This window comes from Jannaschia rubra (assembly GCF_001403735.1).
GTDB lineage: Bacteria > Pseudomonadota > Alphaproteobacteria > Rhodobacterales > Rhodobacteraceae > Jannaschia > Jannaschia rubra.
Window position 1 is genome coordinate 268403 of the sequence record NZ_CXPG01000009.1, and the last position, 25634, is coordinate 294036.

Here is a 25634-nt window from a genome sequence, read left to right on the forward strand (position 1 = left end):
GTTAGACTGAAGATCGCGTCCCGTCGCAAGTCGGCATCGCGCCCTTGCCGGTCGCAGCCCGATGAAACCTGCGACGGGGCCGGACCGTTCCATTCCGACCGAAACTTCAACCGAGGCCCCATGCGCATCCTGTCGATCCTGTCCCTGATCCTGTCTGCCTGCGCCACGGCCGCCCCGCCACCGGGCGACGCCGTGCTGGCCATCGGCGACAGCGTGATGGCCTGGAACGGCGACCACGGCATTCCGGAGGCGGTCGAGTCCACGCTGGGCCGTCCGGTCGTCGACCGGTCGCAGTCGCTGGCCCGACTGACGAATGCGAGTGGACTGGCCGGGGTGCTCGGCTTTGACATAACGCGGCAGTTCCGAGGTGGTGACTGGGACTGGGTGATCCTGACCGGAGGCGGGAACGACCTGCGCGATACCTGCCTGACCCCTGCGGAGGACGACGTCCTGTCCGGCCTGATCGACGCGGAGTTGACGGGAGACGTCCCAAGGCTGATCGGCCACATCCGCACGACCGGCGCGAAGGTGGCCTTCGTCGGCTACTACGACGGGGTCGAGGGTCAGCCGGGCGCCTTCGCGCCCTGTCAGGGGGCTTTCGACACGATCAATGCGCGCATGACGCGACTGGCCGCCGAGCGACCCGGTGTCCTGTTCTTCGATGCGGGCGAGGTGATCGACCCGCGGGATGCCGGCCTCTACGACGGAGACTTCGTTCACCCGAGCCCCCGCGGCGCGGCACTCATTGGGCGGGAACTGGCACGCCGGATGCTGACGTTCGAGGAAGGCGGTCGATCGGAAACATCGCGTCCCTCCGCCTCGGTTGCGCGGCGGGGCGCGACGGGCTAGTCAGCCTGCGTTCTGACAGGGGCTGACGATGGACGATCTTCGCGACAAGTATCTGGGCCGCATCACCGCCGCCCCCGACGAAGCCACGCTCGAGGCCGTCCGGCTGGAGGCCGTGGGCAAGAAGGGCGAGATCGCGCTGAAGATGCGTGAGTTGGGGCGCATGACACCGGAGGAGCGCCAGCAGGTCGGCCCCTCCCTCAACGCCCTGAAGGACGAGATCAACTCTGCCATCGCCGCCCGCAAGGCCGGGCTGGAGGACGCAGCCCTGGACGAGCGGCTGCGCGACGAATGGCTGGACGTGACCCTGCCGGTCCGGGCCCGGCGCAGCGGGACGATCCACCCCGTTAGCCAGGTGACGGAGGAGGTGACGGCCATCTTCGCCGACATGGGCTTCGGCGTGGCCGAAGGCCCGCAGGTCGAGACCGACTGGTACAACTTCGACGCGCTCAACATTCCCGGCCATCACCCGGCGCGGGCCGAAATGGACACGTTCTACATGGCGCGGGCGGAAGGCGACGACCGGCCGCCCAACGTCCTGCGGACCCATACCAGCCCCGTGCAGATCCGCACGATGGAGGCGGTCGGCGCGCCTGTGCGCGTCATCTGTCCGGGCCGGGTCTATCGCGCGGACTACGACCAGACGCATACGCCCATGTTCCACCAGGTCGAGGGCATGGCCATCGACCGCGACATCTCCATGGCGAACCTGAAATGGTGCCTCGAGGAGTTCTGCCGCGCCTTCTTCGAGGTCGACGGTATCGAACTGCGCTTCCGAGCCTCGCATTTTCCCTTCACCGAACCCTCGGCCGAGGTGGACATCCGCTGTTCCTGGGAAGGCGGCACGCTGAAGCTGGGTCAGGGCGACGACTGGCTCGAAATCCTCGGCTCCGGCATGATGCATCCCAAGGTGCTGGCCGCTGGCGGGATCGACCCGGACCGATGGCAGGGCTTCGCTTTCGGCATGGGCATCGACCGGATCGCGATGCTGAAATACGGCATTCCCGACCTGCGCGCCTTCTTCGACAGCGATCTGCGTTGGCTGCGTCATTATGGTTTCGGCGCCCTGCAGATGCCGATGCGGCACGCCGGCTGATGCTGTTCGACGGGCATGGCAACACGGGCACGGCCGCCAAGCGCAGGGTGCAGGCCACGTTCGAGTTGATCTACACGCTGGTGGATTTCGGCGCGGCGGCGACGTTCCTGATCGGCTCGATCCTGTTTCTCTACGACAGCTGGCAGGGCGTGGCGACGTGGTTCTTCATCGTGGGGTCGGGGATGTTCGCCCTGAAGCCGACGCTGCGCCTGACGAAGGAACTGAAGCTCGCCGCCATGGGCGACGAGAAGGATCTGGCGGAACGCGAAAGCCTCTAATCGCGCAGGCGGTCCAGCAGGTCCGGGTCGACATAGCCGTCGGGGACCAGGCCCTCCGACGCCTGCCACCGCTGGATCGCATCGAGCGTGTCGGGCCCGACCTTGCCGTCGATCTTGAGGGGGTCGAAGCCCGCGTCGCGCAGCAATTCCTGCATCTCGATCCTCTCGGCCAGCGTCAGCGCCCGGTCGCCGCGCGGCCAGCCGGACGCGATAGTCGGACCGCCCGCCAGCCGATCGGACAGATGCCCGACCCCGATGACGTAGGCGTCGGCTGTGTTGTAGGTCTCGATCACGCGGAAGTTGGCGAAGGTGGCAAAGGCCGCGCCCTCATGTCCCGCAGGCGTGCGGACCGAGGCGGGGCCGCCGTCGGGAATCGGATCCCCCGTCACCGTGCGCACGCCCAGGGCGGTCCATTCGGCGGGCGTCTTCTCGACCCGTTCACCCGTCAGGCGGTAATCGAACCCCTCGGGCAGCACGACCTCCAGCCCCCAGGGCTGGCCCGTGATCCATCCGTAGGCCTTGAGGTAGGCGGCGGTGGAGGCGAGCGCGTCGGTCGGGTCGTCACCCCAGATGTCGCGTCGCCCGTCGCCCGTGAAGTCGACGGCGTGTTCGGCATAGGACGAGGGCATGAACTGCGTGTGTCCCATGGCGCCTGCCCAGCTGCCGCGCAGGGCGTCGGCAGATGTCTCGCCGTCCTGCAGGATGCGGAGGGCAGCGAGAAGCTGCGCCTCGAAGAAGTCGCCCCGCCGCGAATCTGCGGCCAGGGTCGCCAGCGCGGACAGGGTAGGCACATCGCCCCTGAAGGCGCCGAAGCTGCTTTCCAGCCCCCAGACCGCGGCGACGATTTCGCGGGGGACGCCGAAGCGCTCCTCGACAGCACCGAAAGTGGTTGCGTGCCGGTCGAGCGCGTCGCGGCCTCGGGCGACGATCTGCTCGCTCGTGGCGGTGTCGAGATAGTCCCAGAGCGTCTTGGTGAACTCCGACTGGTTGCGGTCCAGCCGGATGATGTCGGGCAGGTGCCGAACGTCGCGCAGCCCGGCGTCGAGCGTCGCGGCGTCGATTCCGGCGGCCGTCGCACGCTCGCGGAAACCGGAGAGCCAGTCCGTGAAGGGCACGGCGGGCGCAGTCTGCGCCACGGGCAGGACCGGATCGACGGCCTGCGGGTGGGCGGGCGCGCCGATCAGCAGGACCGGCAGGACATATCGCGCCAGCCGCCTCATCCGCGCCGCGCCGTCTTTTTCGGCTTGCGCTTGCCTTTCGCAGGGGCGCGTCGCGCAGTGCGGCCCTTGGGGCGCATCGGCTCGCCTTCCAGCGCCAGAAGCTCCAGCGTCAGGCCGCCGGTCAAGGGCACCGCGTCGGCCAAACGCACGGTGACGCGCTGTCCCAGCCCGATCTGCATGCCGCTGTCGGTGCCGGTCAGGATCTGATCGTCGCGGTCGAAACGGAAGTACTCCGATCCGAGGCTCCGCACCGGGATCAGGCCGTCGGCACCCGTCTCGTCCAGTCGCACGAAGACGCCGAACGCCTGCACGCCCGAGATGCGACCGGCGAACTCGGCCCCCACCTTGTCGGCCATGAAGGCCGCCAGATAGCGGTCGTTGGTATCGCGCTCGGCCACCATCGACCGCCGCTCGGCCTCCGATATAAGCTTCGCCGTCTCGTCAAGATGGGCCACGTCCCATTCGCTCAGCCCGTCGTTGCCCCAGTCGTGGGCCGCGATCAGCGCGCGGTGCACGATCAGGTCGGAATAGCGCCGGATGGGCGAGGTGAAATGCGCGTAGGACCGCAGGGCCAAGCCGAAATGCCCGAGGTTCTGCGGCGCGTAATAGGCCTGCGTCATGGCCCGCAGCGTGGACATGGAGATCAGCTCCGACAGCTCCGTGTCTGCCGCGTCGTGCAGCAGCCGGTTCAGAACCGCAGTCCGCAGCACCTGCCCCTTGGGCAGGCTGAAGCCCGACGCGCGGGCCGTCTCGCGCAGGCTGTCGATCTTGTCCTCGCCCGGTTCCTCGTGCACGCGGTAGAGGAGGGGGGTGCGCAGGCGCTCCAGCTCCTCGGCGGCGGCGACGTTGGCGAGGATCATGAACTCCTCGATCAGGCGGTGGGCGTCGAGCCTGTCACGGAAGGCGACCGAGGTGACGACTCCCTCCTCGGACAGGACGATCCGCCGCTCCGGCAGGTCGAGGTCGAGGGGCTGGCGCCGGTCGCGAGCCGACCGCAGGGCGCCGTAGGCGGCGTAGAGCGGCTTCAGTACGCGGTCCAGAAGGGGCGCGGTGCGGTCGTTCGGTTGCCCGTCGATGGCGGCCTGCACCTCCTCGTAGTGCAGGGAGGCGGGCGACCGCATCAGGCCCCGCACGAACGTCTGCCCCGTCTTGTTGCCTTGCGCATCCACCGTCATCCGCACCGCGATGCAGGCCCGGTCCACGCCTTCGTGCAGCGAGCAGAGGTCGCCCGAGAGCGCATCGGGCAGCATCGGCACCACGCGGTCGGGAAAATAGGTCGAATTGCCCCGTAGCCGCGCCTCACGATCGAGGGGAGAGCCCGGCGTGACGAAGGCCGCGACGTCGGCGATGGCGACCCAGATGACATGGCCGCCGGGGTTCTTCGGATCGTCGTCGGCGTGCGCATGACACGCGTCGTCGTGGTCGCGCGCGTCCGACGGATCGATGGTAATGAGCGGCAGGTCCCGCAGGTCGGTCCGGTCGCCCAGATCGGGGGCGGTCGCGTTTTCCGCCTGTTCGATGACCTCGGGCGGAAAGTCGTCGCGCAGCCCATGCTCGTGGATCGCGATCAGGCTGACGGCCTTGGCCGCGCCCGGATCGCCCAGCCGCGCCACGATGCGCGCGCGCGGCAGGCCCATGCGACCGCGCGGGCCGGTTTGTTCCGCCTCGACCAACTCGCCGTCGCGGGCGCCTTCCGCCAGACCCGACGGCACCAGCCATTCCTTGTCGTTGCCCTTGTCGACCGGCAGGATGCGTCCGCCTTCGGACCCGGCGCGATAGATGCCCAGCACGCGGCGCGGGCCGGTGGACAGGCGCCGGATCAGGCGGCCCTCGAAGGCGTGATCCTCGGCCGTCACCTCGGTCAGCCGGGCCAGGACCCGGTCGCCGGGGGCCAGAGCGGGGTCGTCCTTTGCGGGCACGAACAGGATGCGCGGCTCGGGCCCGCTGCCCTGCCAGTCGTGGGGGGCCAGAAACAGATCGCCATCGGCATCCGTGCCCGTGACCTTGAGAACCGACACCGGCGGCAGGTGGTCCGGGTCGTCGGGCCCACGCCGGCGGGGCCTCAGGTGGCCGTCGGCCTCCATCTCCTTCAGCATCCGCTTCAGGTCGATCCGGGCCGCGCCCTTGACGCCGAACGCCTTGGCGATATCGCGCTTGGCGGTCAGCGCGGGGTTGTCGGAGATCCACTGCAGGATGTCCGCCTTCGTGGGAAGCTTGCTCATGCCCCGGCAGCTAGCACGGTGCCGCGGCCTTATCCACGGCGGATGACGGGGGCCAGCCGGGGCTGCGGCGCGGGGTCTTCGGCGAAGTCGAAGCCGTCGAGACGCTGCGCCCGCTTGCCCGCGCGTTCGGCTGCGGTCGTTATCCCCTCGACGTCGCGACGGGCCTGATCGAAATGCGTCTCCAGCTTTGCCGCGCGCTCCACCACCAGTTCCACATCGCGGTGCAGGGCGGCAAGCGCCCGGCGGATGTCGCCGGCCTGTTCGCGCATGCGGTGATCCTTGAGGATGGCGCGCAGGGTGTTCAGCGTCGCCATGCAGGTCGTGGGCGAGACGATCCAGACGCGGGCCGCGAACCCCTCTCGCACCAGTTCGGCGTGGTTCGCGTGCAGTTCGGCATAGATCGCCTCGGAAGGCAGGAACATGCAGGCGCCTTCCGCCGTCTCGCCCGGCAGGATGTAGCGGTCGGCGATGGCGCGGATGTGCGTGCGGACCGAGGCGCGGAAGGCCGTGATCGCCCGCTGATCCTTCGGGCTCTCGATCACTGCCTCATAGGCTTCCAACGGAAACTTGGCGTCGATGACCAGCGGGCCGGGCGGGTCCGGCATGTGGATCAGGCAGTCGGCCCGCCGCCCGTTCGACAGTTGCGCCTGCCAGGTGAACCCGTCTGGCGGCAGGGCGCGGCCGACCAGGTCGCGCAGCTGGATCTCTCCGAAGGCGCCCCGCGTCTGCTTGTTCGACAGAATGTCCTGCAGGCCCAGCACGTCGCCGGACAGACGCTCGATATTGGCTTGCGCGCGGTCGATCGTGGCAAGCCGCTGCTGCAGATCGCCCAATGCCGTCGCCGTGCGGGTCGCGCTGTCGCCCAGGGCCGCGCCCACCTGCGATTCCGCACGCCGTTGCGCGTCGGCCAATGCGGCGAGCCCGCCTGTCAACTGTGCCTGCGTCTGCGCCATGTCGCGGAGCCGTGCCATCAGCGACAGGATCAGCGCACCGAGGGCCGTGAGCGCGACGGCCCCGACGACGACGGCGATCAGCGTGGGATCGGAGAGGCCGGGCGTCATGTCCGCCCGAACAACCGCTCGATATCCGACAGGCGCAGCGTCACATGGGTGGGGCGCCCGTGGTTGCACTGGCCCGAGTTCGGCGTCGCCTCCATCTCGCGCAGGAGGGCGTTCATTTCGGGGCCGGACATGCGGCGCCCCGATCGGACCGAGCCGTGACAGGCCATGCGGCTGAGGATGGCGTCGACCTTCGATTGCAGCGACAGGGGATCGCCGTCCTCCTCGTCCTCCAACTCCTCCAGAATGCCACGGATCAGGTCGGCGGCGGAGACGGCGCCCAGGATCGCGGGCGTCTCGCGCACGGCGATGGTGCCGGGGCCGAAGGCTTCGATGGCAAGGCCCAACCGCGAGAGGTCGAGCGACAGGAGGCGGTCCGCCTGCGCTCCAACCTCGATCACCTCGGGGATCAGAAGGGTCTGGGCGGCGATCCCGCGGTCGCGCATCTGCGCCTTGAGCCGTTCGTAGACCAGCCTTTCATGCGCCGCGTGCTGGTCGACGATGACGATGCCGTCAGCCGTCTGCGCGACGATCCAGTTCTCGTGCAACTGCGCGCGCGCGGCCCCCAGAGGGCCGTCTTGGGTCGGGAAGTCTTGCTCCACCCGAGCCGAAGGGGCTTCGGCGAAGCCCGGCATCTGCGCGGCGTAGGCCTGCGCTCGCGCGGCGGGACCGGGCCGATCCATCTGGTAGACCGGTGCGGCGGGGCGGTCGGGCCGCATCGCACCCAGTGCGGCGTCCGCGACGGTGGTGGCGCTGCGATGTCCCGCCTCGGCCAGCGCATGACGCAGGCCCGAGACGATGAGGCCCCGCACCAGCCCCGCGTCGCGAAACCGGACCTCGGTCTTGGCGGGGTGGACGTTGACGTCGACCAGCACCGGATCGCAGGTCAGGAACAGGGCAGCGACGGCATGGCGGTCCTTCGCCAGAACGTCCGAATAGGCACCGCGCAGGGCACCCGTCAGCATCCGGTCGCGCACCGGCCGGCCGTTGACGAACAGGTACTGATGGACCGCGTTCCCGCGCGAGAACGTCGGCAACCCAGCATGGCCGCCCAGATGAAACCCGTCGCGCGCTGCGTCGAGCGGCATGGCGTTCCGGATGAAATCCCGTCCCAGGACCAAGGCCAGGCGTCCCGCCGCGTCGGAGCCATCCGCGCGGAACAGCACCCGTTCGCCCCCGTCCGAGACATCGCGCAGGGTGAAGGCGACGGCGGGTTCCGCCATGGCGAGACGGCGGATCGCGTCGGCGACGGCCATGCCTTCCGACCGCTCGGACTTGAGGAACTTCAGGCGGGCGGGGGTGGCATGAAACAGGTCGCGCAGTTCGACTACCGTGCCTCCGCGCAGGGCCGCCGGTCGCGGCGGGTCCATACGCCCGCCGGAGACGCGGATCGTCGCGCCCTCGGCCGCGCCTGCAGTGCGCGACGTCACCGTCAGCCGCCCGACGGCGCCAAGGCTCGCCAGCGCCTCGCCGCGAAAGCCGAAGCTGTGGATGTTCAGAAGGTCGCTGCCGTCGATCTTGCTGGTCGCGTGCCGCGACAGGGCGAGCGGCAGGTCCGCCGCCTCGATCCCGTGCCCGTCGTCGGTGACGCGGATCAGGGTGCGCCCGCCGTCGGCGATGTCGACGGTGACGCGCGTCGCCCGCGCATCGAGCGCGTTCTCCACCAGTTCCTTGACGGCCGACGCGGGGCGTTCGACCACCTCGCCCGCGGCGATACGGTTCACCGCCCCTTCGTCAAGCTGACGAATGCGCGGAAGGATCATGTTGCGGTCGGAAGCGCCCATGCCACGAGGGGTAGCATGGGCGCGCACGATTCTGAAAGGTCAGAAGCTGCCCGGCTCGATCCCTTCGGGCTGACCCACGACGACGAAATGGAGCCGGTCGGGGGTCAGCAGTTTCGCCGCCACCCGGTTCACGTCGTCCAGCGTCACCGCGTTGACCTTGTCGTTGCGGCCGTCGATGTAGTCGATCGGCAAATCCATGTCCTGCATCCCCACGAGGATCGAGGCGATGCGGGAGTTGCCGTCGAACCGCAGCGGATAGGCGCCGGTCAGATAGGTCTTGGCGGCGTCCAGCTCCTCCTGCGTCACGCCCTCGGCGGCGATCCGTGCCCATTCGTCGCGCACGATGTCGATGGCGGCGGCTGTCTTGTCGTTGGAGGAGGAGAATTGCCCGATGATCTGGTCGGCCAGATCGCGCGAGGCGAGGTAGGTTCCGATGCCGTAGGTCAGGCCCCGCTTTTCGCGCACCTCACCCATCAGGCGCGAGTCGAAACCCGATCCGCCAAGGATGTGGTTGAGGATGAAGGCCGGAAAATAATCCGGGTCATCGAAGGGCACGCCTTTCTGTCCGAACATGACGACAGACTGCGGCGACGGGAAATCGACCACCGTGATCCCCCCATCCACGGCGCCGTCCGCCTCGGGCACCTCGGGCGCGGACGCGAGCGGCAGGTCGCCCAGAAGTTCGTCGAGCAGCGGGCCGAGTTCCTCGGCCGTGATGTCGCCCGTCACGCCCACATTCACGCGGTCGCGCGTCAGGGCGCGGGCGTGGGCGGCGCGCAGGTCCTCGATGTTGATGGCGGCGACCGTCTCTGGCGTGCCCGACATGGAAGTGCCGTAGGGATGCCCCGGAAAGCTGAGCGCGGCAAGGCGACGGGCCGCGATCTCATCGGGGTCGCGCGCGTCGGAGGCCAGCCCGGCCAGGACCTGCTCGCGCACCCGTTCGACGGCGGGGGCGTCGAAGCGCGGCTCGAACAGCGCATCGCGCAGCAGCGCCACGCTTTCGTCCCGGTTCTCGGTCAGGAACGTCATGCCGACCGACACGGTGTCGTTCGACGCGTCGAACGACATGCGAGCGGCCAGGCTCTCGGCGGCCTCGGCGAAGGCGCGGGCGTCGCGGTCGGCGGCGCCTTCCTCCAGCAGCCCGGTCATCAGGTTGGTGACGCCGCGCCTGTCCGACGCTTCCTGGTTGGCGCCGCCGGTGAAGCTCAGGTCGATGGCGGTGAAGGGGATCGAATGTTCCTCGACCAGCCAAGCCTTGATGCCGCCGGGCGACGTCACCTCCTGGATCTCGATGGCCAACGCCTTGAGCGGCAGAACCAGCGCGACGAGGGTGCAGAGCAGTCGGATCATTCCTCGGCCTCCGGGGCAGGATCGGGCCGGGTCAGATAGCCGGTCACGGATCGATTCGGGTCGAAGACGCGGGCGGCCGCGTCCAGCACGTCCTGTTCGGTGACGGCTTCCAGAAGGCCGGGCCATTCGGCCACGTCCTGCACGGTCAGTCCGCTGGTGATCGCCGCGCCGTAGTCCTGCGCGCGGCCCTGAAGGCTGTCGCGGTCGTAGATCTGCGCCGCGCGCACCTGCGTCTTGATCCGGTCGATCTGGTCCGCGTCGATGCCGTCTTCCAGAAGGGTGGAGATCACGCGGTCCATGTCGGCCTCCGCTTCCTCCAGCGTGCGGCCGGGGCGGGGCATGACGATCACGCCGAAGGTCGTGTCGTCGTATTGCAGGCCCGAATAGAAGGCCGAGGTATAGATCGCCGATTTCTCGTCCTGCTCCAGCACCCGCCCCATGAGCGAGGTCTGGGAGGAGCCGCCCAGGATCTCGGCCAGGATCGTCAGGGCCGCCGCCTCGGTCTGGTTGCCCGCATCGCGTTCGGGCGCGAGATAGGTCCGCAGGACATAGGGGTTCGAGACACGTTCGTCGGCGAAGGCGATCCGGCGCGGCGCGAGTTGCGGCGGCTCCGACGGGCGGACACGTTCGGCCAGGCCGGGCGTGGGCTCCAGCGGGCCGTAGTGTTCCTCGGCCAGCTTGCGGACTTCGGCCGGATCAACGTCGCCCGCAACGATCAGAGTGGCGTTGTTGGGCGCGTAATAGGTGCGGTAGAAATCGAGCGCGTCCTGCAGCGTCAGCTTCTCGACCTCATGCTTCCAGCCGATGATCGGGATGCGATAGGGATGGTTGAGGTATTGCACCGCGCTCCGCATCTCGTTGAACAGGGCGCCGGGGTTGCTGTCGGTGCGCTGCGCGCGCTCCTCCAGCACGACGTCCCGTTCGGTCAGCATGTCCTCGTCGTCGAGCACCAGATCGCGCATCCGGTCGGCTTCCATCTCCATCATCAGGCCCAGCCGGTCGCTGGCCACGCGCTGGAAATAGCCGGTGTAGTCGTCGGAGGTGAAGGCGTTGTCGGTGCCGCCCTGCGCCGCGACGACCTCGGAGAATTCGCCGGGCGCCATGTCGTCGGTGCCCTTGAACATAAGATGTTCCAGAAAATGCGCGATGCCCGACTTGCCCGCCGGTTCGTCCGCCGACCCTACGTCGTACCAGACCATGTGGACGACGACGGGGGCGCGGTGGTCCTCGATCACGATGGCGTCGAGGCCATTGGGCAGGGTGAAGGTCGTGACGGCGTCGTCGCGGGTCGCGGGCGCGGCCAACGCCGCGGCGGTCTCGACCTGCGTCGCGGCCGTCTGCGACAGGACGGGGCCGGCGGCGAGCAGGGCCGCGGCGATCAGTACAATGCGCAAGGGCGCCTCCTTCCGGGTGGGCTGCGATCGAACGTCAGATACGCTGCTACCGGGCGGAATTCAAAGGGGGAAGGCGGTGACGAGGTCGTGATCGTGTGCCGCCTTCGCAGGTCAGTCGAGCGTTGCCGGATCGGGCGGGGCCGCGACCGTGCGGACACCCGCGTCGCGCAGGCGGTAAAGCTCCCGATACTGGTCGAGCGACTGGGATTCGTAGGCACGGTAATAGATCGTCACGTTGAACAGGCGCTCCAGCAGGCGCCCGTCGTTGCGGCGGCGGAACTCGAAGTCTTCGGCGGCGAGCTGACTGCGGATCCCCGGCTGCACGCCGTAGCGCGAGACGGAGGCGACCAGCGCCGTTTCGGCGGCGCCGCCGGCGGCGGCGTTGCCGCCGAGCGCGGCAATGGCCTCGGCCTCGGGCGCGCGGTCGGTGCGGTTGTAGCCGCCCGGCGTGGGCGGCGGCAGGGCGGCAAGGTCCGGGGGCGTCTCGAGCGGCTTGGTCGGCAGGATCGAGAATTCGTCCGGCGTCCGGTCGGCCTTGCGGATGTTGAAAAGCCTGGGCGCGTCGTTGCCGCAGGCGGAAAGACCCACCGCCAGGATGCCTGCCATGAACAGCCGTCCGATCATCCGCTCCGCCCCCTGCCTCTGCCGGTTCGCGTCGTTCCTACCCCAAGCCCCGCGCCGCGTCACGGGGTCTTTGCCCCGCCGGTCTTTCCCGGCTCATCCGCCCAGAGGACAAGCGCGATGGCCCCCGCGAAGATGAAGACGTCGGCCAGGTTGAACACATAGGGGTTCACGATTCCGCAGCACGACATGTTGAGGTAATCGGCCACCGCGCCGTAGATCACCCGGTCGAGCGCATTGGCCAGCGCCCCGCCGACCACCAGCCCCGCGCCGACCTGCGCGATCGGCCTGCGGAACCGCCGCGACCACCGCAACAGCGCGGCGGACACGACGACGGCGAGCGCCACGAAGATCCACCGCGTCAGGTCGTGGGACTGTGACAGGAGGCCGAAGTTGATCCCCTCGTTCCAGCCCATGGTGAACACGAGATAGGGCGGCAAGACGGGGAACGGTCCGGCGGTCGCCAGATCCATCCATTGTACCAGGATCAGCTTGGAGAGCTGATCGACGGCGAAGGCCATGATGGCCGCTGTCCAGACCGTCCGCATCAGTGACGGAAGTGGCGCATGGAAGTGAAGACCATCGCGAGCCCGGCCTCGTCGGCGGCGCGGATGACGTCGTCGTCGCGCATCGACCCGCCGGGCTGGATGACCGCGCGCGCGCCCGCCTCCGCCGCCGCCATCAGGCCGTCGGCGAACGGAAAAAACGCGTCGGAGGCCACGACCGACCCCTGCGCCGCACTGTGCGGCAGCCCCAGCACCTCCGCCACGTCCAGCGCCTTGCGCGCCGCGATGCGCGAGCTGTCGAGACGGCTCATCTGCCCCGCGCCGATGCCGACGGTCGCGCCGTCCTTGGCATAGACGATGGCGTTCGACTTGACGTGTTTCGCCACGGTCCAGGCGAACATCAGGTCCCGCATCTGGTCGTCCGTCGGCGCGCGCTTCGTCACGACGCTGATCTCGGCGGGGTCCACATGACCCACATCCATGTCCTGCGCGAGCCAGCCGCCGGCCACCTGCCGCATCGCCCGCCGCGGCATGCGCGGGTCGGGCAGGGTGCCGGTCGTCAGCAGGCGCAGGTTCTTCTTCGCCGCGAACACCGCCCGGGCCGCGTCGGTGGCACCCGGTGCGATGACGACCTCGGTGAAGATCTCGGTGATGGCGCGGGCCGTCGCCTCGTCCAGGATGCCGTTCAGCGCGACGATTCCCCCGAAGGCCGACGTGCGGTCGCAGTCATAGGCGCGGCAATAGGCCTGGGCGAAGGTCTCGCCCGTCGCCACGCCGCAGGGGTTCGCGTGCTTGATGATGGCCACCGACATGGGCGGCAGGTCGGCCACCAGTTCGAAGGCGGCATCGGTGTCGTTGATGTTGTTGTAGGACAGCGCCTTGCCCTGATGCTGCGTCGCGGTCGCCACGCCGGGGCGGCCGCTGCCGTCGACGTAGAAGGCCGCATCCTGATGCGGGTTCTCGCCGTAGCGCAGCGGCTGCGACAGGCGGGCTGCGGCGGCGACGCGGCGGGGCGTGTCCTCATAACGGGCCATCCATGTGGCGACGGCGGCGTCGTAGGCGGCGGTGCGGCCATAGGCGATGGCGGCCTGCCGCTGCCGGAAGGGCAAGGTGGTGCCACCGTCGTGGGCCGCAAGCTCCGCCAGCAGGGCGTCGTAGTCCTCCGGATCGACGATCACTGTTGTCCAGTCGTGGTTCTTCGCCCCCGCGCGGATCATCGCCGGCCCGCCGATGTCGATGTTCTCGATGCAGGTCGCCTCGTCCGCGCCCGAGGCGACGGTCGCTTCGAACGGGTAGAGGTTCACCACCAGCAGGTCGATCGCGCCGATGCCGTGCTCCTCCATCGCGGCGCGATGCGACGGCTCGTCGCGCAGGGCCAGAAGGCCGCCGTGGACCCGGGGGTGCAGCGTCTTGACCCGCCCGTCCATCATTTCCGGGAAGCCGGTGACGTCGGACACGTCGCGCACCTCCAGCCCCGCGTCGCGCAGCGACGCGGCCGATCCGCCCGTCGACAGAAGCTCGACCCCGCGTTCGGCCAGCGCGCGGCCCAGATCGACCAGCCCGGTCTTGTCGGACACGGAAATGAGGGCGCGCCGGGGCACAACTGCAGTCATCGGGTCATCCTTGCGTCGTCAGAGTTCTTCGGCGGGCGAAGGCGGCAGTTCGGTCGCCTCCTGCGCGCGGATCAGGGTCCAGTCGATGGTGCTCGCATATGTCACCAGCCGGTCGGATAAAACCACCTGTTGCGATGGACGCGGCTTGAGGCGCCCGCCTTCCAGATGGACCGACGGCTCCAGCGACAGGCGGACGCGCTGGCCGGGACGGAACACCCACACCTCGCCCGAAGGCAGCGTCAGCGACACGGCCCGCCCGCCCATGTCGATCTCGGCCTCGGTATCGGGGTGCAGGTGGAAACGGCACTGGAAGGCGACGCCGCGCCGCTCCGCGCCGGCCTGAACATCCTCGAACCGTTCCTTGTCGACGTTGGTGATGGCGCGCAGGCTATCCTCGCCGTGCAGGATGCGGCCGTCGGTCGAGAGGACGAACCGGCGCAGATGCGTCAGCCCGTGCGACGGAACATAGCCATCGTGCCCCAGCGTCAGGGTCGAGGCCCGGCGCGAGGCGCTGCGCTGCCACTGCACACGCCGCGGCACCTGAACCAGCGGAGCGACCTGCCGCGACCCCACGGTCAGCAGGCCACCGATGCGCGACGACGACCAGCCTTCGATCGACAGCGTGGAATGGGACGCGGTGGCGCGGCCCGCGCGGTGCCAGTCCGGCCCGAAGGCGCCGCCGGGGCCGCAGTTGACGATCACGGGACAGTTGCCGCTCGTCATCTCGAACGCGAGGGTGGAGGCATGGGCCGATCCGCTCGCCGCGCCCGTGGGCGGGGCGTCCGCATCGACGATGAGCGTGGTGCGGCCGTGCGCCATGGGCACGAAGCCCATCGCCAGCCCGCTGTCGTTGCGCGCCCGGATGCCCGATGTGGCAAGAACTCGGTCGAGCCGTCCCGTTCGCCCTCGCCCCCCGCCGTGGAACCGCGCCAGACCGCCGTCGGCGTGGCGCAGCGCGCGCAGGGTGGGCACGATGCGGGCCTGTGCTTGCGTCAGGCCTTCGGGCACTTCGTCCAGCGCCCGCAGCGCGTCGATCGCCCAGCCGAGCAGCATCGCCACCTCCAGCAGGGCTTCGGGGTTGCGCGAGGAGATGCCCCCGTCGGAGCCGACGTCGGCCTGGATGGCGCGGGTCAGCGCATGGGTGGCATCGGCGGCGAGCCTGTCCATCCCTTCGAGCGTCAGCCCGGCGTAGAGCAGCCCCGTAAGCGCCTCCATCCGCGGCAGGCCGGCGGGGGCGTCGTTCCAGTGCCGCCGGAGATAGCCAGCCTGGCGATAGAGAAGGTCGAAGAACAGTTTCTGGTCGCGTGCCTCCATCCGCGTCAGAAGTGTCGGAGCGTGGCTGATCTGACGCAGCAGGCGGCGACCGGCCAGCGCCGGATCCCATCCCGGACCTGTCCCCGTGCCGTAGCGCTGCGCCCATTCCAGGACCCAACGTTGCGCGGCCTGCCGGGCCTGACGGCTGCCGAGGGACATGACGTCATCGAGCCATCCCATGCCGTGAAGCTGACGCTCGAACGGGGCCGATGGTGGGACAATGCCCCAGGGATCGTTCGTTCCCTCCACCAGCTGGCCGGCGAAATGCCACAACCCCGAGAGGATCTGCTGGCCGCGCCGGGCCGATCCGGTGCCGCGCGGCTCGGGCTGCCAGACGAGACTGCGCGCACTGCCTCTGGGTCGCGCCGTCTTCACGCGCCAGCGCGTTCGCAGTCGATCTCGCAGGCTCGTGCCGGTCATGTCCTTCGCCCCGTCGGGGCCTGTTCCGGCCCTTCGCGGCGCAGGATACGCGGCGCCGGGGCGTCTGTCACGCGGGCGTCCGCAGAACGGCCATGTAGAAGCCGTCGATGCCCCCCCGTTCCGCCCAGAGGTCCGGCAGGAGCCGCAGCCCGTGGGGCGAGACGGCGAGCGGCGGCAGGCCGAAGTCGGCGGGCTCGGGGGCTTCGGCGGTCAGGCCGGGATGGCGGCCAAGGGCGGCCGTGACCTGATGCTCGCCCTCGACCGGCAGCAGGGAACAGGTGCAGAAGACGACGGGGGCGCCGGGCCTGGCGAAGGTCAGGGCGCGGTCGATCAGGCGGTATTGCAGGGCGGTGAGCGCCTCGACATCGCGGGCGTCGCGCAGGTGGGGCAGGTCGGGATGGCGACGGATCGTGCCCGTGGCGGTGCAGGGTGCGTCCAGAAGGACGGCGTCGAAGGCCGCGTCGGGCGCCCAGTCGAGCGCGTCGGCCTCCACGATCTCCGCCTCCAGCCCGGTGCGCGCCAGGTTCTGCGCCACGCGCTCCAGCCGACGGGCCGATACGTCCAGCGCCGTGACCTTCGCGCCCGCCGCGGCGAGCTGCATCGTCTTGCCCCCAGGTGCCGCGCAGAGGTCGAGCACGCGAAGCCCCCTTACTTCGCCCAACAGGCGGACGGGCAGCGCGGCGGCTGCATCCTGTACCCACCAATCCCCTTCGGAATAGCCGGGCAAGGCCGACACCTGCCCGCCGGGCAGGCGCAGCGTGCCGGTGGGCAGAACCTCGGCGCCGTCCACCGTCACGCCGGGTTTCGGCGTCAGGTCGAGCGGGGCGCCCCGCAGGTGCGCGGCTTCGATCGCCTCCAGCCGGGGGCGGGTCCAGGCCTTGGCCAGCGGCTTGCGCAGCCAGGGCGGAAGGCTGGGTGGCGGCAGCGCATCCCAGGCGGCGCGGTCGTCGACCAGCCCGCGCAGCACGGCGTTCACCAGCCCCGCCTGCTTGGCCGTCCTGGGCGACATGCGGGCCAGTGCGACGGCATCGTTGACGACGCCGTGGGGTGCCGCGCCGTCCTCGAACACTTCGGTCAGGGCGAGGCGCAGGATGTCGCGGACCCGCGTTGCGGGCTGCCGCTGCATCCGCCCCGCCAGAAGCGCATCGGCCCGACCCATGTGCCGCAGCGTCAGGCCGGCGAGCCGAAGCGCGCGCGCCGCTGCCGCGCCGTCCAGCCCGGACGCCCCGTCGCCCAGCATCCTTCCGTCGCGCAGGACATGCGCCAGCAAACGGAGCACGCCCGCGCGCGTGGCCAGGCTTTGGGAGATGTCCGTCATCGGGCGGTGTCCTTGCAGATCAGGCCCCGCGACGTATATCCAATGCACCCGTCCCGCAAGGACGCGACCGGAGCGCCGAGGAGGAGAGCCGATGTCTGTCAGGTCCAGCAGCCCCGAACGCATGACCGTCGATCCAGCAGCCCTGCCCGAGGCCTGCGCGGATGCGCCCGCCTGTCCCACGACGCCGCGCGACCGCGGCATCGACCTGTCGCCCTTGCCCCCCGAGGCGGAGGCCGCCCGCCGGGCCGCGTTGCCGGAAGTGGCGCGCCGCGCGCTGGAGGAGGCCGAGGCCCGCAAGCTTGTCGCCCCCGACCTGCCGGTCGAACTCGGCGGCCGCAAAGGCCCGGAGCCTGTGCGCTATGGCGATTGGGAGTTGAAGGGTATCGCCGTCGACTTCTGACGGCGTCAGCGCAACCCCAGGACGTCCAGCATGTCGTAGGCCCCCGGGGCCTTGCCCTGCGCCCAGCGGGCGGCGCGCAGGGCGCCGCGTGCGAAGACCGATCTGTCGGAGGCGACGTGGCGCAGGACGATCCGCTCCCCGTCGGCCGCGAAGACGACATCATGCTCGCCCACGATGTCGCCGCCCCGGATCGCATGGAACCCGATGGCGCCGCGCCCCCGCGCCCCGGTGATCCCGTCGCGCCCCCGGTCGGACACCGCGTCAAGGTCCACGCCGCGTCCCTCCGCCGCCGCATGGCCCAGCATCAACGCCGTGCCCGAAGGTGCGTCGACCTTGTGGCGGTGATGCGCCTCGACGATCTCGATGTCATAGTCGTCGTCAAGGCTCTCCGCGACCTGACGGACGAGCTGCGTCAGGAGGTTCACGCCAAGCGACATGTTGCCGGCGCGCACGATGGTGGTCTGCCTGGCGGCCCGGTCGATGGCGGCGATGTCATCCCGTGACAGGCCGGTCGTTCCGATCACATGGACGATGCCGGCCTGCGCGCAGGCCTGCGCCATGGCGACGGTGGCGCCGGGCGTGGTGAAATCGATGACGGCCCGCGCGTCGGTGATCGCTGCCGCCGGAGTGTCGGTGACGCAAAGCCCCGTATCCGCGCCGCCCGCCATCCGGCCCGGATCGTGTCCGATCCACGGGTGCCCCGGCGCTTCGGTCACGCCGACAAGCCGGAGATCGTCCGAGTCCCGGATCAGGTCGCAGAGCATCCGGCCCATGCGTCCCGATCCGCCCATTACCGCAATTCCGATCCTGTCCATCGCGTCCTCCTGCTCGATCCGTCTTTGCGGGATCGGCGGATTTCATGCAACGCTTGCACCCGCGGGCGCGGGCAAATATCTGCGCCCCTTCAGGAGGGCTACGCCATGGCACGATCCCGCGACACGCACGACAAGGGCCCCCGTCAGCGACAGTTGCGGGTCGGAGAGCTGATCCGTCGGACCCTGTCCGAGGTCTTGGCGCGCGGTGACATCCACGACCCGGAGCTTCAGTACATGTCGATCACCGTGGGCGAGGTCACCATGAGCAACGACCTCAAGATCGCCACTGCCTGGGTCTTGCCTCTGGGTGGGGAAGGGCGGGAGGCCGCCATTGCAGGGCTGACGCGCAACAAGGGCGAATTGCGTCGCGCGATCAACCGCGACCTGACGCTGAAATTCGCGCCCGACCTGCGGTTCCGCATCGATGAGACCTTCGACCGGATGGACGACACCCGCCGCATGTTCGCCGACGAGACGGTGCAGCGCGACATTGCCGCGCGCGACGACGACGCGGACGGCGAGGAAGAATGATCCGGCACGCGCTGTTCGCCTGGCTCGCGCTGGCCGTGCCATCCGTCGCGCAGGATTGCGCGCCGGTCACGCATCGCGATCGCGTCTTTACCGTTTGCACCGCCGATCTGGCGACGCAGAAGGTGACGCTGCACTTGAACGGGCCGGACGGTCAGCCGCTGGGCAGTTTCGAGGCGCTGGAGCGGGCGGTCGAGGCCCCGATCGTCTTTGCCATGAACGGCGGCATGTATCATCAGGATCGGCGTCCCGTGGGGCTCTATGTCGAAGACGGTGTCCAGACCGCCGGGATGGTCACGCAGGCCGGGCCGGGAAATTTCGGCATGCTGCCCAATGGCATCTTCTGCGTCCGGGCCGACCGGGCGGACGTGTTCGAGACGCGCGCCTTCGCCGCCGACCCGGTTGCTTGCGATGCGGCGACGCAATCGGGACCGATGCTGGTGATCGACGGCGCGTTGCATCCCCGCTTTCTGCCCGAAAGCCCGTCGGCCAAGATCCGCAATGGCGTCGGCGCAAGCGACGACGGCGGCACCGTGTATTTCGTGATCTCCGACGGCCCCGTTACCTTTTACGAGATGGGAACGCTGTTCCGCGATGTGCTGGGCGTCCGCAACGCGCTGTTCCTTGATGGCAGCATCTCGCGGCTCCATGTGCCGGCGGCGGGTCGCCACGACCCGGGTCGAACCATGGGCCCGATGATCGCCGTGACGGAGCGCTGACGTGGGCCGGCGGAAGAAGGGCAACGCGGTCCATGGCTGGCTGATCGTGGACAAACCGGCTGGCGTCACCTCGACGCAGGTCGTGGGCAAGGTCCACTGGGCGCTCGACGCGCAGAAGGCCGGGCATGCGGGCACGCTCGACCCCGATGCGACCGGGGTCCTGGCCGTGGCGCTGGGCGAGGCGACGAAGACCGTGCCTTTCGTGACGGATGCGCTCAAGTGCTATTGCTTCCGCGTGATCTGGGGCGCGTCGACCGCCACGGACGACGTATCCGGCGCCGTGCTGGAACGGTCGGACCGGCGCCCGGCGCCGGCCGATATCGAAGCGGCGCTGGTGGCGTTCCGCGGCGATATCCTCCAGGTACCGCCCCAGGTATCGGCCGTGAAGGTCGAGGGGGAACGGGCCTATGATCTGGCGCGCGAAGGCGTCGAGATGGACCTGGTCGCGCGTCCCCTGTTCGTGGACCGCCTGGAAATGACAGACGGCGACGTCGATTGGGCGGAGTTCGAGATGGTCTGCGGCAAGGGCGGTTATGTGCGGTCGATCGCGCGCGACCTGGGCGCGGCGTTGGGGTGTCTCGGCCATGTGGGATGGCTGCGACGCACCTGGTCCGGTCCTTTCGATGCCAACGACGGCCTGTCGCTGGAGGAAATCGAAAGCCTGGCGCGCACGCCGGCCCTGCATGCGCGGCTCAAACCGCTGCAACTTGGGCTGTGCGACCTGCCGGAATTGCCGGTATCCGAAGCCGCTGCCCATCGTCTGCGGCACGGAAACCCGGGCGAGGTTCTGTCGGGGGCGGATCATGGCGAGACCTGCTGGGCATCGCATCTGGGGCAACCCGTGGCCATCGGTGTCTACCGCGCCGGGGCGATCCATCCGACCAAGGTGTTCCAGGTCTGAACCGCATGGACGGACGGTCCCGTCACATGCCCTGATGTGTGCGTGGGGTGCCGCGACAACCAGGGGCGGCTGCGTACCCTTCATCCATCGCAACCGCGGCAGCCCGCGCCGCCATCACTTGGGGTGGTGTCGATGGCCGCCGCTTCTCATCGTCTGTCGGGTGATACCGTCTGGACCGTTCCCGTCGCCGATGCGCTCGCCGCCGTCGCCTTCGACCCCTTTGGGCGGGGCCTTTCGCCCCTGTTCGGCTGTTCGAGGGTCGCGCCCATGGGCCTCGCGCAGCAGGTCCTGTCTCGGGCCTTAGGCGATGCGCCCGCAGGCGCGGCCTATACGCTACGCATTGTCACGGAGCCGGAGTTCTATCCGCTGGGATATCTGCTCGTCGCGCGCTGGCGGGCCCGGCGCGTGATGACGTTGCGTTGGCCTCTGATGGCGGTCGGCTACAGGACGACGCTTTGGGTCTTCGCGGTCTACGTCACGGCCACGCCGGTCGCGGGAAACCCCGCGGTTCTCGGCTTCACCCGGGTCGCGCTGGTCGGGCAAAGTCTGTTCGCCGTGGTGGCCGCAGCCATCATGGAACATCGCTTACAGCACCCCCGGGGAGCGGCTGCCGCCCCCTGATCGGACCTTGCCAGACCCCTGCGGGTGCTGGCATCCGGTGCGGATGATCACCCGAACCTTTACCAAGGGCGACGCGCCCTCGACCGCGGTCTATTCCGATGACGAACGCTATCGCTACGATCTGATCCGGACGTGGAACCACTCGGGCAGCCGCATCAACTTCGTCATGCTGAACCCGTCGACGGCCACTGAGTTCGCGAATGATCCGACGGTGGAGCGGTGTGAGCGTCGGGCCCGCGCTTTGGGCTTCGGCGCTTTCCGGGTGACCAATATCTTCGCCTATCGCGCAACGGACCCGCGCGACATGCGCGCGCAACCCGACCCTGTGGGTGGGCCAGCCAACGACGCGGCGATCCGGGATGCGGCACTCTGGGCCGACCAAGTGATCTGTGCCTGGGGCACCCACGGCGCATACTTGGATCGGGGCCATGCGGTTGCCCAACTGCTGCGCGCGACGGGACAGCCGCTGACGACCCTGGGCCTGTCGAAGGCCGGGCATCCGAAACACCCGCTGTATATCGGGTATACCGTGCAGCCGACACCGTGGGAGCCGACCTTGAGTTGATGCCGACGCATCGGCACGCCGGATCAGGTTGCACCTCGATGCTCAGGTTTGCGGTCTTTGGCACCGATGGCTCGGCATCTGGCGGACACCGGCCTCGGCTCAGGCGGCGGACACCAGCCTGAGATGCGATAACTCGATACCCGGCGCACCTTTCAATTGCGCGACGACCATGCCGTCGACCAAGATCCTCGTGACATCCATCCTCTCGATAATACTGAGGGTCGGAGGCTTGGCCGTTTCATAGACGATTTCGATTTCGTCCTGCTCGGGATCGAAGTCCTCGATCATCGGAGCCTCGTCCTCGTTCGCCGCACCGCCCCCCGACTGCACCATGTAGAGGTCCGATCCAGCGCCACCGACCAGCACGTCGCCCATGCCGCCCGCGATGGTGTCGTCGCCGTCGCCCCCGATCAGACGGTCACCGGCATCGCGATCCGTCCCGTCGTCACCCAGCACGGAGCCATCCAGAATGTCGTTGCCCGCGCCGCCGTCGAGTGTGTCGCTACCTGCGCCGCCGAACAGGCGGTCGTCGCCGTCGCCCCCCGCCAGCATGTCGTCGCCGTCGCCGCCGGAGAGAAGGTCGTCGCCCAGCCCGCCGTCGAGATGGTCGTCGCCCGCGTCGCCGTGGAGTTCGTCCGCGCCGGAGCCGCCGGCCAGCTTGTCGTTGCCGTCGCCGCCCATCAGGATGTCGCGGCCGTCGCCCCCGAACAGGGCATCGTCGCCGCCGTTCCCGATGATCAGGTCATTGGTCACGCCGCCGGCCAACTTGTCGTCCGACCCGTTCCCGTACATCGCATCGCCGTCAAGGCGGATCGGTGCGACGGAGGAGCCGTCCAGTCGGTCGGTCAGGTGGTCGCCGCCCAGGACGTCGCGGGGCGGAAGATCCCGATCGGCCTGAGAACCGTCCGAGGCCGCGCTGGAGTCCGCTTCCACGGCGGCATCGGTTCCGACGGAATCTTCACCCAGGTAGGCGTCGAGTCCGCCGCCCGCCGTCACCTCGTCGTCGGACGAATCGATCTGGGGCACTTCGACCTCGGCCGCTTCGGTTTCAGCCTCGGACGGCAGGGCGATCATCACGCCGGATGCGAACAGTCCCACGAGACCCGCGAGCAACAACATGAAGACGTCCTTTGACTGGCGACGGAAAGGTCGGCGATCGTGGGCCATCGGCCCGTGCATTACACTAGCATCGGCCCCGCCCGGACCCCAGCAAAACCTGTGAAACAGGTTAATGCGAAAGGGCTTTCCATGACCGGGCCGCTGGTGTATCCGCCCTGCTCACTCCACGGGCCTTGCTGGACGACATCCCGGCCTGCGCCATCACCCTCAAACCCAGGAGACCCCGATGTCGATCACCGTCGAAGAGAAGAACCGCCTCATCAAGGAATTCGCGACCAAGGAAGGCGACACCGGTTCGCCCGAGGTCCAGGTCGCCATCCTGACCAGCCGGATCACCACCCTGACCGAGCATTTCAAGACCCACAAGAAGGACAACCATTCCCGTCGTGGCCTTCTGATGATGGTCGCGCAGCGCCGTAAGCTGCTCGACTATACCCGTGCCAAGGACGAGGCGCGCTACCTCGACCTCATCAAGCGGCTGAACATCCGCCGCTGAACCGTGCCGACGAGATATGCGACGGGCCGTGCCTTTGGGCGCGGCTTTCGCGTTTTGCGGCCCTAGCCTCGAAATTCCGGCACGTGCGACGGTTGCCCTGCGTCACGGTTCGCTTTTAATCCGTGCCGAAACGGTCTAATGCCCCACCATCTGAGACGTGACGCACCGGACCCCGGCGTCGTGCAAAGGAACAGGGGTCGGCGGCAATGGGGCCGCCATTCAACGACGTTCCGGCAGGGGCCGGGCTGCGTCAGACAGGATACGAAATGTTCAACATTGCTACGAAATCGATGGAGTGGGGTCACGACACCCTCACCCTGGAGACAGGCAAGATCGCCCGTCAGGCCGACGGCTGCGTCATCGCCACCTACGGCGAAACCAGCGTCATGGCCGCCGTCACCTATGCCAAGGCGCCGAAGCCAGGGCAGGATTTCTTCCCGCTCACGGTCCACTACAACGAGAAATACTATGCGGCGGGCAAGGTTCCCGGCGGTTTCTTCAAGCGGGAGGCCCGTCCAACCGAGAAGGAGACGCTGACGTCCCGCCTGATCGACCGGCCGATCCGTCCGCTGTTCGTCGATGGCTTCAAGAACGAAGTTCTCGTCATCTGCACCGTGCTGTCGCACGATTTGGAGAACGACCCCGACGTAGTCGCCATGATCGCCGCGTCGGCCGCGCTGACGATTTCCGGGGCGCCCTTCATGGGCCCGATCGCCGGCGCCCGCGTCGGTTTCGTCGACGGCGAGTACGTCCTGAACCCGTCGGTCGACGATATGCAGAACCTCAAGACCAACCCCGAGCAGCGGCTCGACCTCGTGGTCGCAGGCACCCGGGACGCCGTCATGATGGTCGAATCCGAAGCCTACGAGCTGTCGGAGGCCGAGATGCTGGGCGCCGTCCGCTTCGGCCACGAGCAGATGCAGCCGGTGATCGACCTGATCATCTCGCTGGCCGAGCAGGCCGCGAAGGAGCCCATGGACTTCGAGGCGCCCGACTATTCGGCGCTGTTCGAAGCCGTGAAGTCCGCGGGCGAGCAGAAGATGCGCGACGCCTACGCGATCACCGACAAGCAGGAGCGCACCTCGGCCGTCGCCGCGGCCAAGGACGCGATCAAGTCGTCGCTTTCCGAGGATCAACTGGCCGATCCGAATCTCGGCACGGCGCTCAAGAAGCTGGAATCGAACGTCTTGCGCGGTGATGTCGTCAAGAACGGCAAGCGCATCGACGGGCGCGCCCTCGACACCGTGCGGCCAATCGAATCGGAGGTCGGGCTGTTGCCGCGGACCCATGGTTCGGCGCTCTTCACGCGGGGCGAGACCCAGGCTTTGGCGGTGACCACGCTTGGCACCGGCGATGACGAGCAGTTCATCGATGCGCTGCACGGCAACTTCAAGTCGAACTTCCTGCTGCATTACAACTTCCCCCCGTACTCCGTCGGCGAAGTCGGCCGCTTCGGACCTCCGGGACGTCGCGAGATCGGTCACGGCAAGCTTGCCTGGCGCGCCCTTCAGGCCGTTCTGCCCTCGGCTACCGACTTCCCCTATACAATCCGGTTGGTATCCGAGATCACCGAGTCGAACGGCTCGTCCTCGATGGCGACGGTTTGCGGGTCGTCCCTGTCGATGATGGACGCGGGCGTGCCGCTGAAGGCGCCGGTCGCGGGCGTGGCCATGGGTCTGATCCTCGAGGACGATGGTGAGTACGCCGTGCTGACGGATATCCTGGGCGATGAGGATCACCTGGGCGACATGGACTTCAAGGTCGCGGGCACCGAAGCCGGCATCACGTCGCTGCAGATGGACATCAAGGTCGCGGGCATCACGCCCGAGATTATGGAGAAGGCTCTCGATCAGGCCAAGTCCGGACGGGTGCACATTCTGGGCGAGATGGCCAAGGCGCTGACGGCGGGCCGGACCGAGTTCTCGGCCCACGCGCCCCGGATCGAGACGATGCAGATCCCGACCGACAAGATCCGGGAAGTCATCGGATCGGGCGGCAAGGTCATCCGCGAGATCGTCGAGACGTCGGGAGCCAAGGTCGACATCCAGGACGATGGCACGATCAAGATAGCCTCCGCCAACGGCGAGGCCATTCAGAAGGCTTGGGACATGATCCATTCGATCGTGGCCGAGCCGGAGGAGGGCAAGGTCTACAAGGGCAAGGTCGTGAAGATCGTCGATTTCGGAGCCTTCGTGAACTTCTTCGGCAAGCGTGACGGTCTGGTTCATGTCAGCCAGATCGAGAACCGTCGCCTGAACCATCCTTCCGATGTCCTCAAGGAAGGACAGGACGTCTGGGTCAAGCTTCTGGGCTTCGACGATCGCGGCAAAGTCCGATTGGCCATGAAGATGGTCAACCAGGAGACGGGCGAGGAACAGGCCAGCGAAGACGTGGAATGATCCTTCCACACTGACTGAGAAGAGCCCCGGC

The 25634-nt window shown here is 68.7% G+C and carries 24 protein-coding genes; 11 read left to right on the plus strand and 13 right to left on the minus strand.

What is annotated here, in order from left to right:
• Positions 1-120 precede the first annotated feature (120 nt).
• From JAN5088_RS01640 to JAN5088_RS01650, 3 genes are read left to right on the plus strand one after another with little or no spacing between them, the layout of a single operon-like run.
• Complete coding sequence (locus JAN5088_RS01640; protein ID WP_055681043.1) at positions 121-849, plus strand: SGNH/GDSL hydrolase family protein; 729 nt, start codon at positions 121-123, stop codon at positions 847-849.
• Positions 850-877: 28 nt separating this feature from the next.
• Positions 878-1942: a phenylalanine--tRNA ligase subunit alpha gene (gene pheS / locus JAN5088_RS01645; RefSeq protein WP_055681044.1), complete on the plus strand. Its 1065-nt coding sequence runs from the start codon at positions 878-880 to the stop codon at positions 1940-1942.
• On the plus strand, positions 1942-2220 hold the full coding sequence (locus JAN5088_RS01650; protein WP_055681045.1) for a YrhK family protein: 279 nt from the start codon (positions 1942-1944) through the stop codon (positions 2218-2220). The genes pheS and JAN5088_RS01650 overlap by 1 nt, the downstream gene beginning before the upstream one ends.
• Here JAN5088_RS01650 and JAN5088_RS01655 read toward each other — a convergent pair.
• The 11 genes from JAN5088_RS01655 to JAN5088_RS01705 all read right to left on the minus strand — a co-directional run bounded on the left by JAN5088_RS01655 (position 2217) and on the right by JAN5088_RS01705 (position 17040).
• The gene (locus tag JAN5088_RS01655; protein WP_082429753.1) at positions 2217-3440 is read right to left on the minus strand and encodes a lytic murein transglycosylase; all 1224 of its coding nucleotides are present in this window, start codon (positions 3438-3440) and stop codon (positions 2217-2219) included. The genes JAN5088_RS01650 and JAN5088_RS01655 overlap by 4 nt on opposite strands.
• Positions 3437-5662: a ribonuclease R gene (gene rnr, locus JAN5088_RS01660; protein WP_055681046.1), complete on the minus strand. Its 2226-nt coding sequence runs from the start codon at positions 5660-5662 to the stop codon at positions 3437-3439. The genes JAN5088_RS01655 and rnr overlap by 4 nt, the downstream gene beginning before the upstream one ends.
• A gap of 29 nt (positions 5663-5691) precedes the next feature.
• Positions 5692-6723: a DNA recombination protein RmuC gene (locus JAN5088_RS01665; RefSeq protein ID WP_055681047.1), complete on the minus strand. Its 1032-nt coding sequence runs from the start codon at positions 6721-6723 to the stop codon at positions 5692-5694.
• Positions 6720-8504, minus strand: coding sequence for a DNA mismatch repair endonuclease MutL (mutL, locus tag JAN5088_RS01670; protein WP_055681048.1), 1785 nt, complete (start codon positions 8502-8504; stop codon positions 6720-6722). Before mutL ends, JAN5088_RS01665 begins: the two co-directional genes overlap by 4 nt.
• Positions 8505-8543: 39 nt before the next feature.
• Positions 8544-9854: a M16 family metallopeptidase gene (locus JAN5088_RS01675; protein WP_143114533.1), complete on the minus strand. Its 1311-nt coding sequence runs from the start codon at positions 9852-9854 to the stop codon at positions 8544-8546.
• Positions 9851-11200, minus strand: coding sequence for a M16 family metallopeptidase (locus JAN5088_RS01680; RefSeq protein ID WP_055681153.1), 1350 nt, complete (start codon positions 11198-11200; stop codon positions 9851-9853). Before JAN5088_RS01680 ends, JAN5088_RS01675 begins: the two co-directional genes overlap by 4 nt.
• Before the next feature lie 159 nt (positions 11201-11359).
• Positions 11360-11872: a DUF3035 domain-containing protein gene (locus tag JAN5088_RS01685; protein WP_055681049.1), complete on the minus strand. Its 513-nt coding sequence runs from the start codon at positions 11870-11872 to the stop codon at positions 11360-11362.
• A 59-nt stretch (positions 11873-11931) separates the two neighbouring features.
• Positions 11932-12417, minus strand: a complete 486-nt coding sequence (gene lspA, locus JAN5088_RS01690; protein ID WP_055681050.1) for a signal peptidase II — start codon at positions 12415-12417, stop codon at positions 11932-11934.
• Positions 12417-13988: a bifunctional phosphoribosylaminoimidazolecarboxamide formyltransferase/IMP cyclohydrolase gene (purH, locus tag JAN5088_RS01695; protein ID WP_055681051.1), complete on the minus strand. Its 1572-nt coding sequence runs from the start codon at positions 13986-13988 to the stop codon at positions 12417-12419. The genes lspA and purH overlap by 1 nt, the downstream gene beginning before the upstream one ends.
• Positions 13989-14006: 18 nt before the next feature.
• Positions 14007-15722 (minus strand): heparinase II/III family protein, encoded by a 1716-nt coding sequence (locus tag JAN5088_RS01700; RefSeq protein ID WP_055681052.1) that lies wholly within the window; start codon positions 15720-15722, stop codon positions 14007-14009.
• Positions 15723-15789: 67 nt separating this feature from the next.
• Entirely contained in the window at positions 15790-17040 is a 1251-nt protein-coding gene (locus JAN5088_RS01705) for an RsmB/NOP family class I SAM-dependent RNA methyltransferase (protein WP_055681053.1), read from the minus strand.
• A 214-nt stretch (positions 17041-17254) separates the two neighbouring features.
• On the opposite strand from JAN5088_RS01705, the gene JAN5088_RS19610 reads away from it, so the two are divergent.
• A complete protein-coding gene (locus JAN5088_RS19610) occupies positions 17255-17440 on the plus strand; it encodes a DUF1674 domain-containing protein (protein ID WP_055681154.1) in 186 nt (61 codons plus the stop codon).
• A gap of 5 nt (positions 17441-17445) precedes the next feature.
• Here JAN5088_RS19610 and dapB read toward each other — a convergent pair whose 3' ends face one another.
• Complete coding sequence (gene dapB, locus JAN5088_RS01715; protein ID WP_055681054.1) at positions 17446-18255, minus strand: 4-hydroxy-tetrahydrodipicolinate reductase; 810 nt, start codon at positions 18253-18255, stop codon at positions 17446-17448.
• Between the two features lie 105 nt (positions 18256-18360).
• On the opposite strand from dapB, the gene rbfA reads away from it, so the two are divergent.
• The 5 genes from rbfA to JAN5088_RS01740 all read left to right on the plus strand — a co-directional run bounded on the left by rbfA (position 18361) and on the right by JAN5088_RS01740 (position 21589).
• Positions 18361-18786 (plus strand): 30S ribosome-binding factor RbfA, encoded by a 426-nt coding sequence (rbfA, locus tag JAN5088_RS01720; protein WP_055681055.1) that lies wholly within the window; start codon positions 18361-18363, stop codon positions 18784-18786.
• Entirely contained in the window at positions 18783-19502 is a 720-nt protein-coding gene (locus tag JAN5088_RS01725) for a phosphodiester glycosidase family protein (RefSeq protein WP_055681056.1), read from the plus strand. Before rbfA ends, JAN5088_RS01725 begins: the two co-directional genes overlap by 4 nt.
• 1 nt (position 19503) lies before the next feature.
• Positions 19504-20403 carry a tRNA pseudouridine(55) synthase TruB gene (gene truB, locus JAN5088_RS01730; RefSeq protein WP_055681057.1) on the plus strand — a complete coding sequence of 300 codons (900 nt, stop codon included), beginning with the start codon at positions 19504-19506 and terminating at the stop codon, positions 20401-20403.
• Positions 20404-20535: 132 nt separating this feature from the next.
• A complete protein-coding gene (locus JAN5088_RS01735; RefSeq protein WP_055681058.1) occupies positions 20536-21024 on the plus strand; it encodes a hypothetical protein in 489 nt (162 codons plus the stop codon).
• Between the two features lie 43 nt (positions 21025-21067).
• Entirely contained in the window at positions 21068-21589 is a 522-nt protein-coding gene (locus JAN5088_RS01740) for a DUF1643 domain-containing protein (RefSeq protein ID WP_055681059.1), read from the plus strand.
• Between the two features lie 99 nt (positions 21590-21688).
• Here JAN5088_RS01740 and JAN5088_RS01745 read toward each other — a convergent pair whose 3' ends face one another.
• Positions 21689-22708, minus strand: a complete 1020-nt coding sequence (locus tag JAN5088_RS01745) for a calcium-binding protein (protein ID WP_055681060.1) — start codon at positions 22706-22708, stop codon at positions 21689-21691.
• 226 nt (positions 22709-22934) lie between these two features.
• Between JAN5088_RS01745 and rpsO the strand changes: the two genes are divergently transcribed.
• Positions 22935-23204, plus strand: a complete 270-nt coding sequence (gene rpsO, locus JAN5088_RS01750; RefSeq protein WP_055681061.1) for a 30S ribosomal protein S15 — start codon at positions 22935-22937, stop codon at positions 23202-23204.
• A 266-nt stretch (positions 23205-23470) separates the two neighbouring features.
• The gene (pnp, locus tag JAN5088_RS01755; RefSeq protein ID WP_055681062.1) at positions 23471-25603 is read left to right on the plus strand and encodes a polyribonucleotide nucleotidyltransferase; all 2133 of its coding nucleotides are present in this window, start codon (positions 23471-23473) and stop codon (positions 25601-25603) included.
• The last annotated feature ends 31 nt before the right edge of the window (positions 25604-25634 follow it).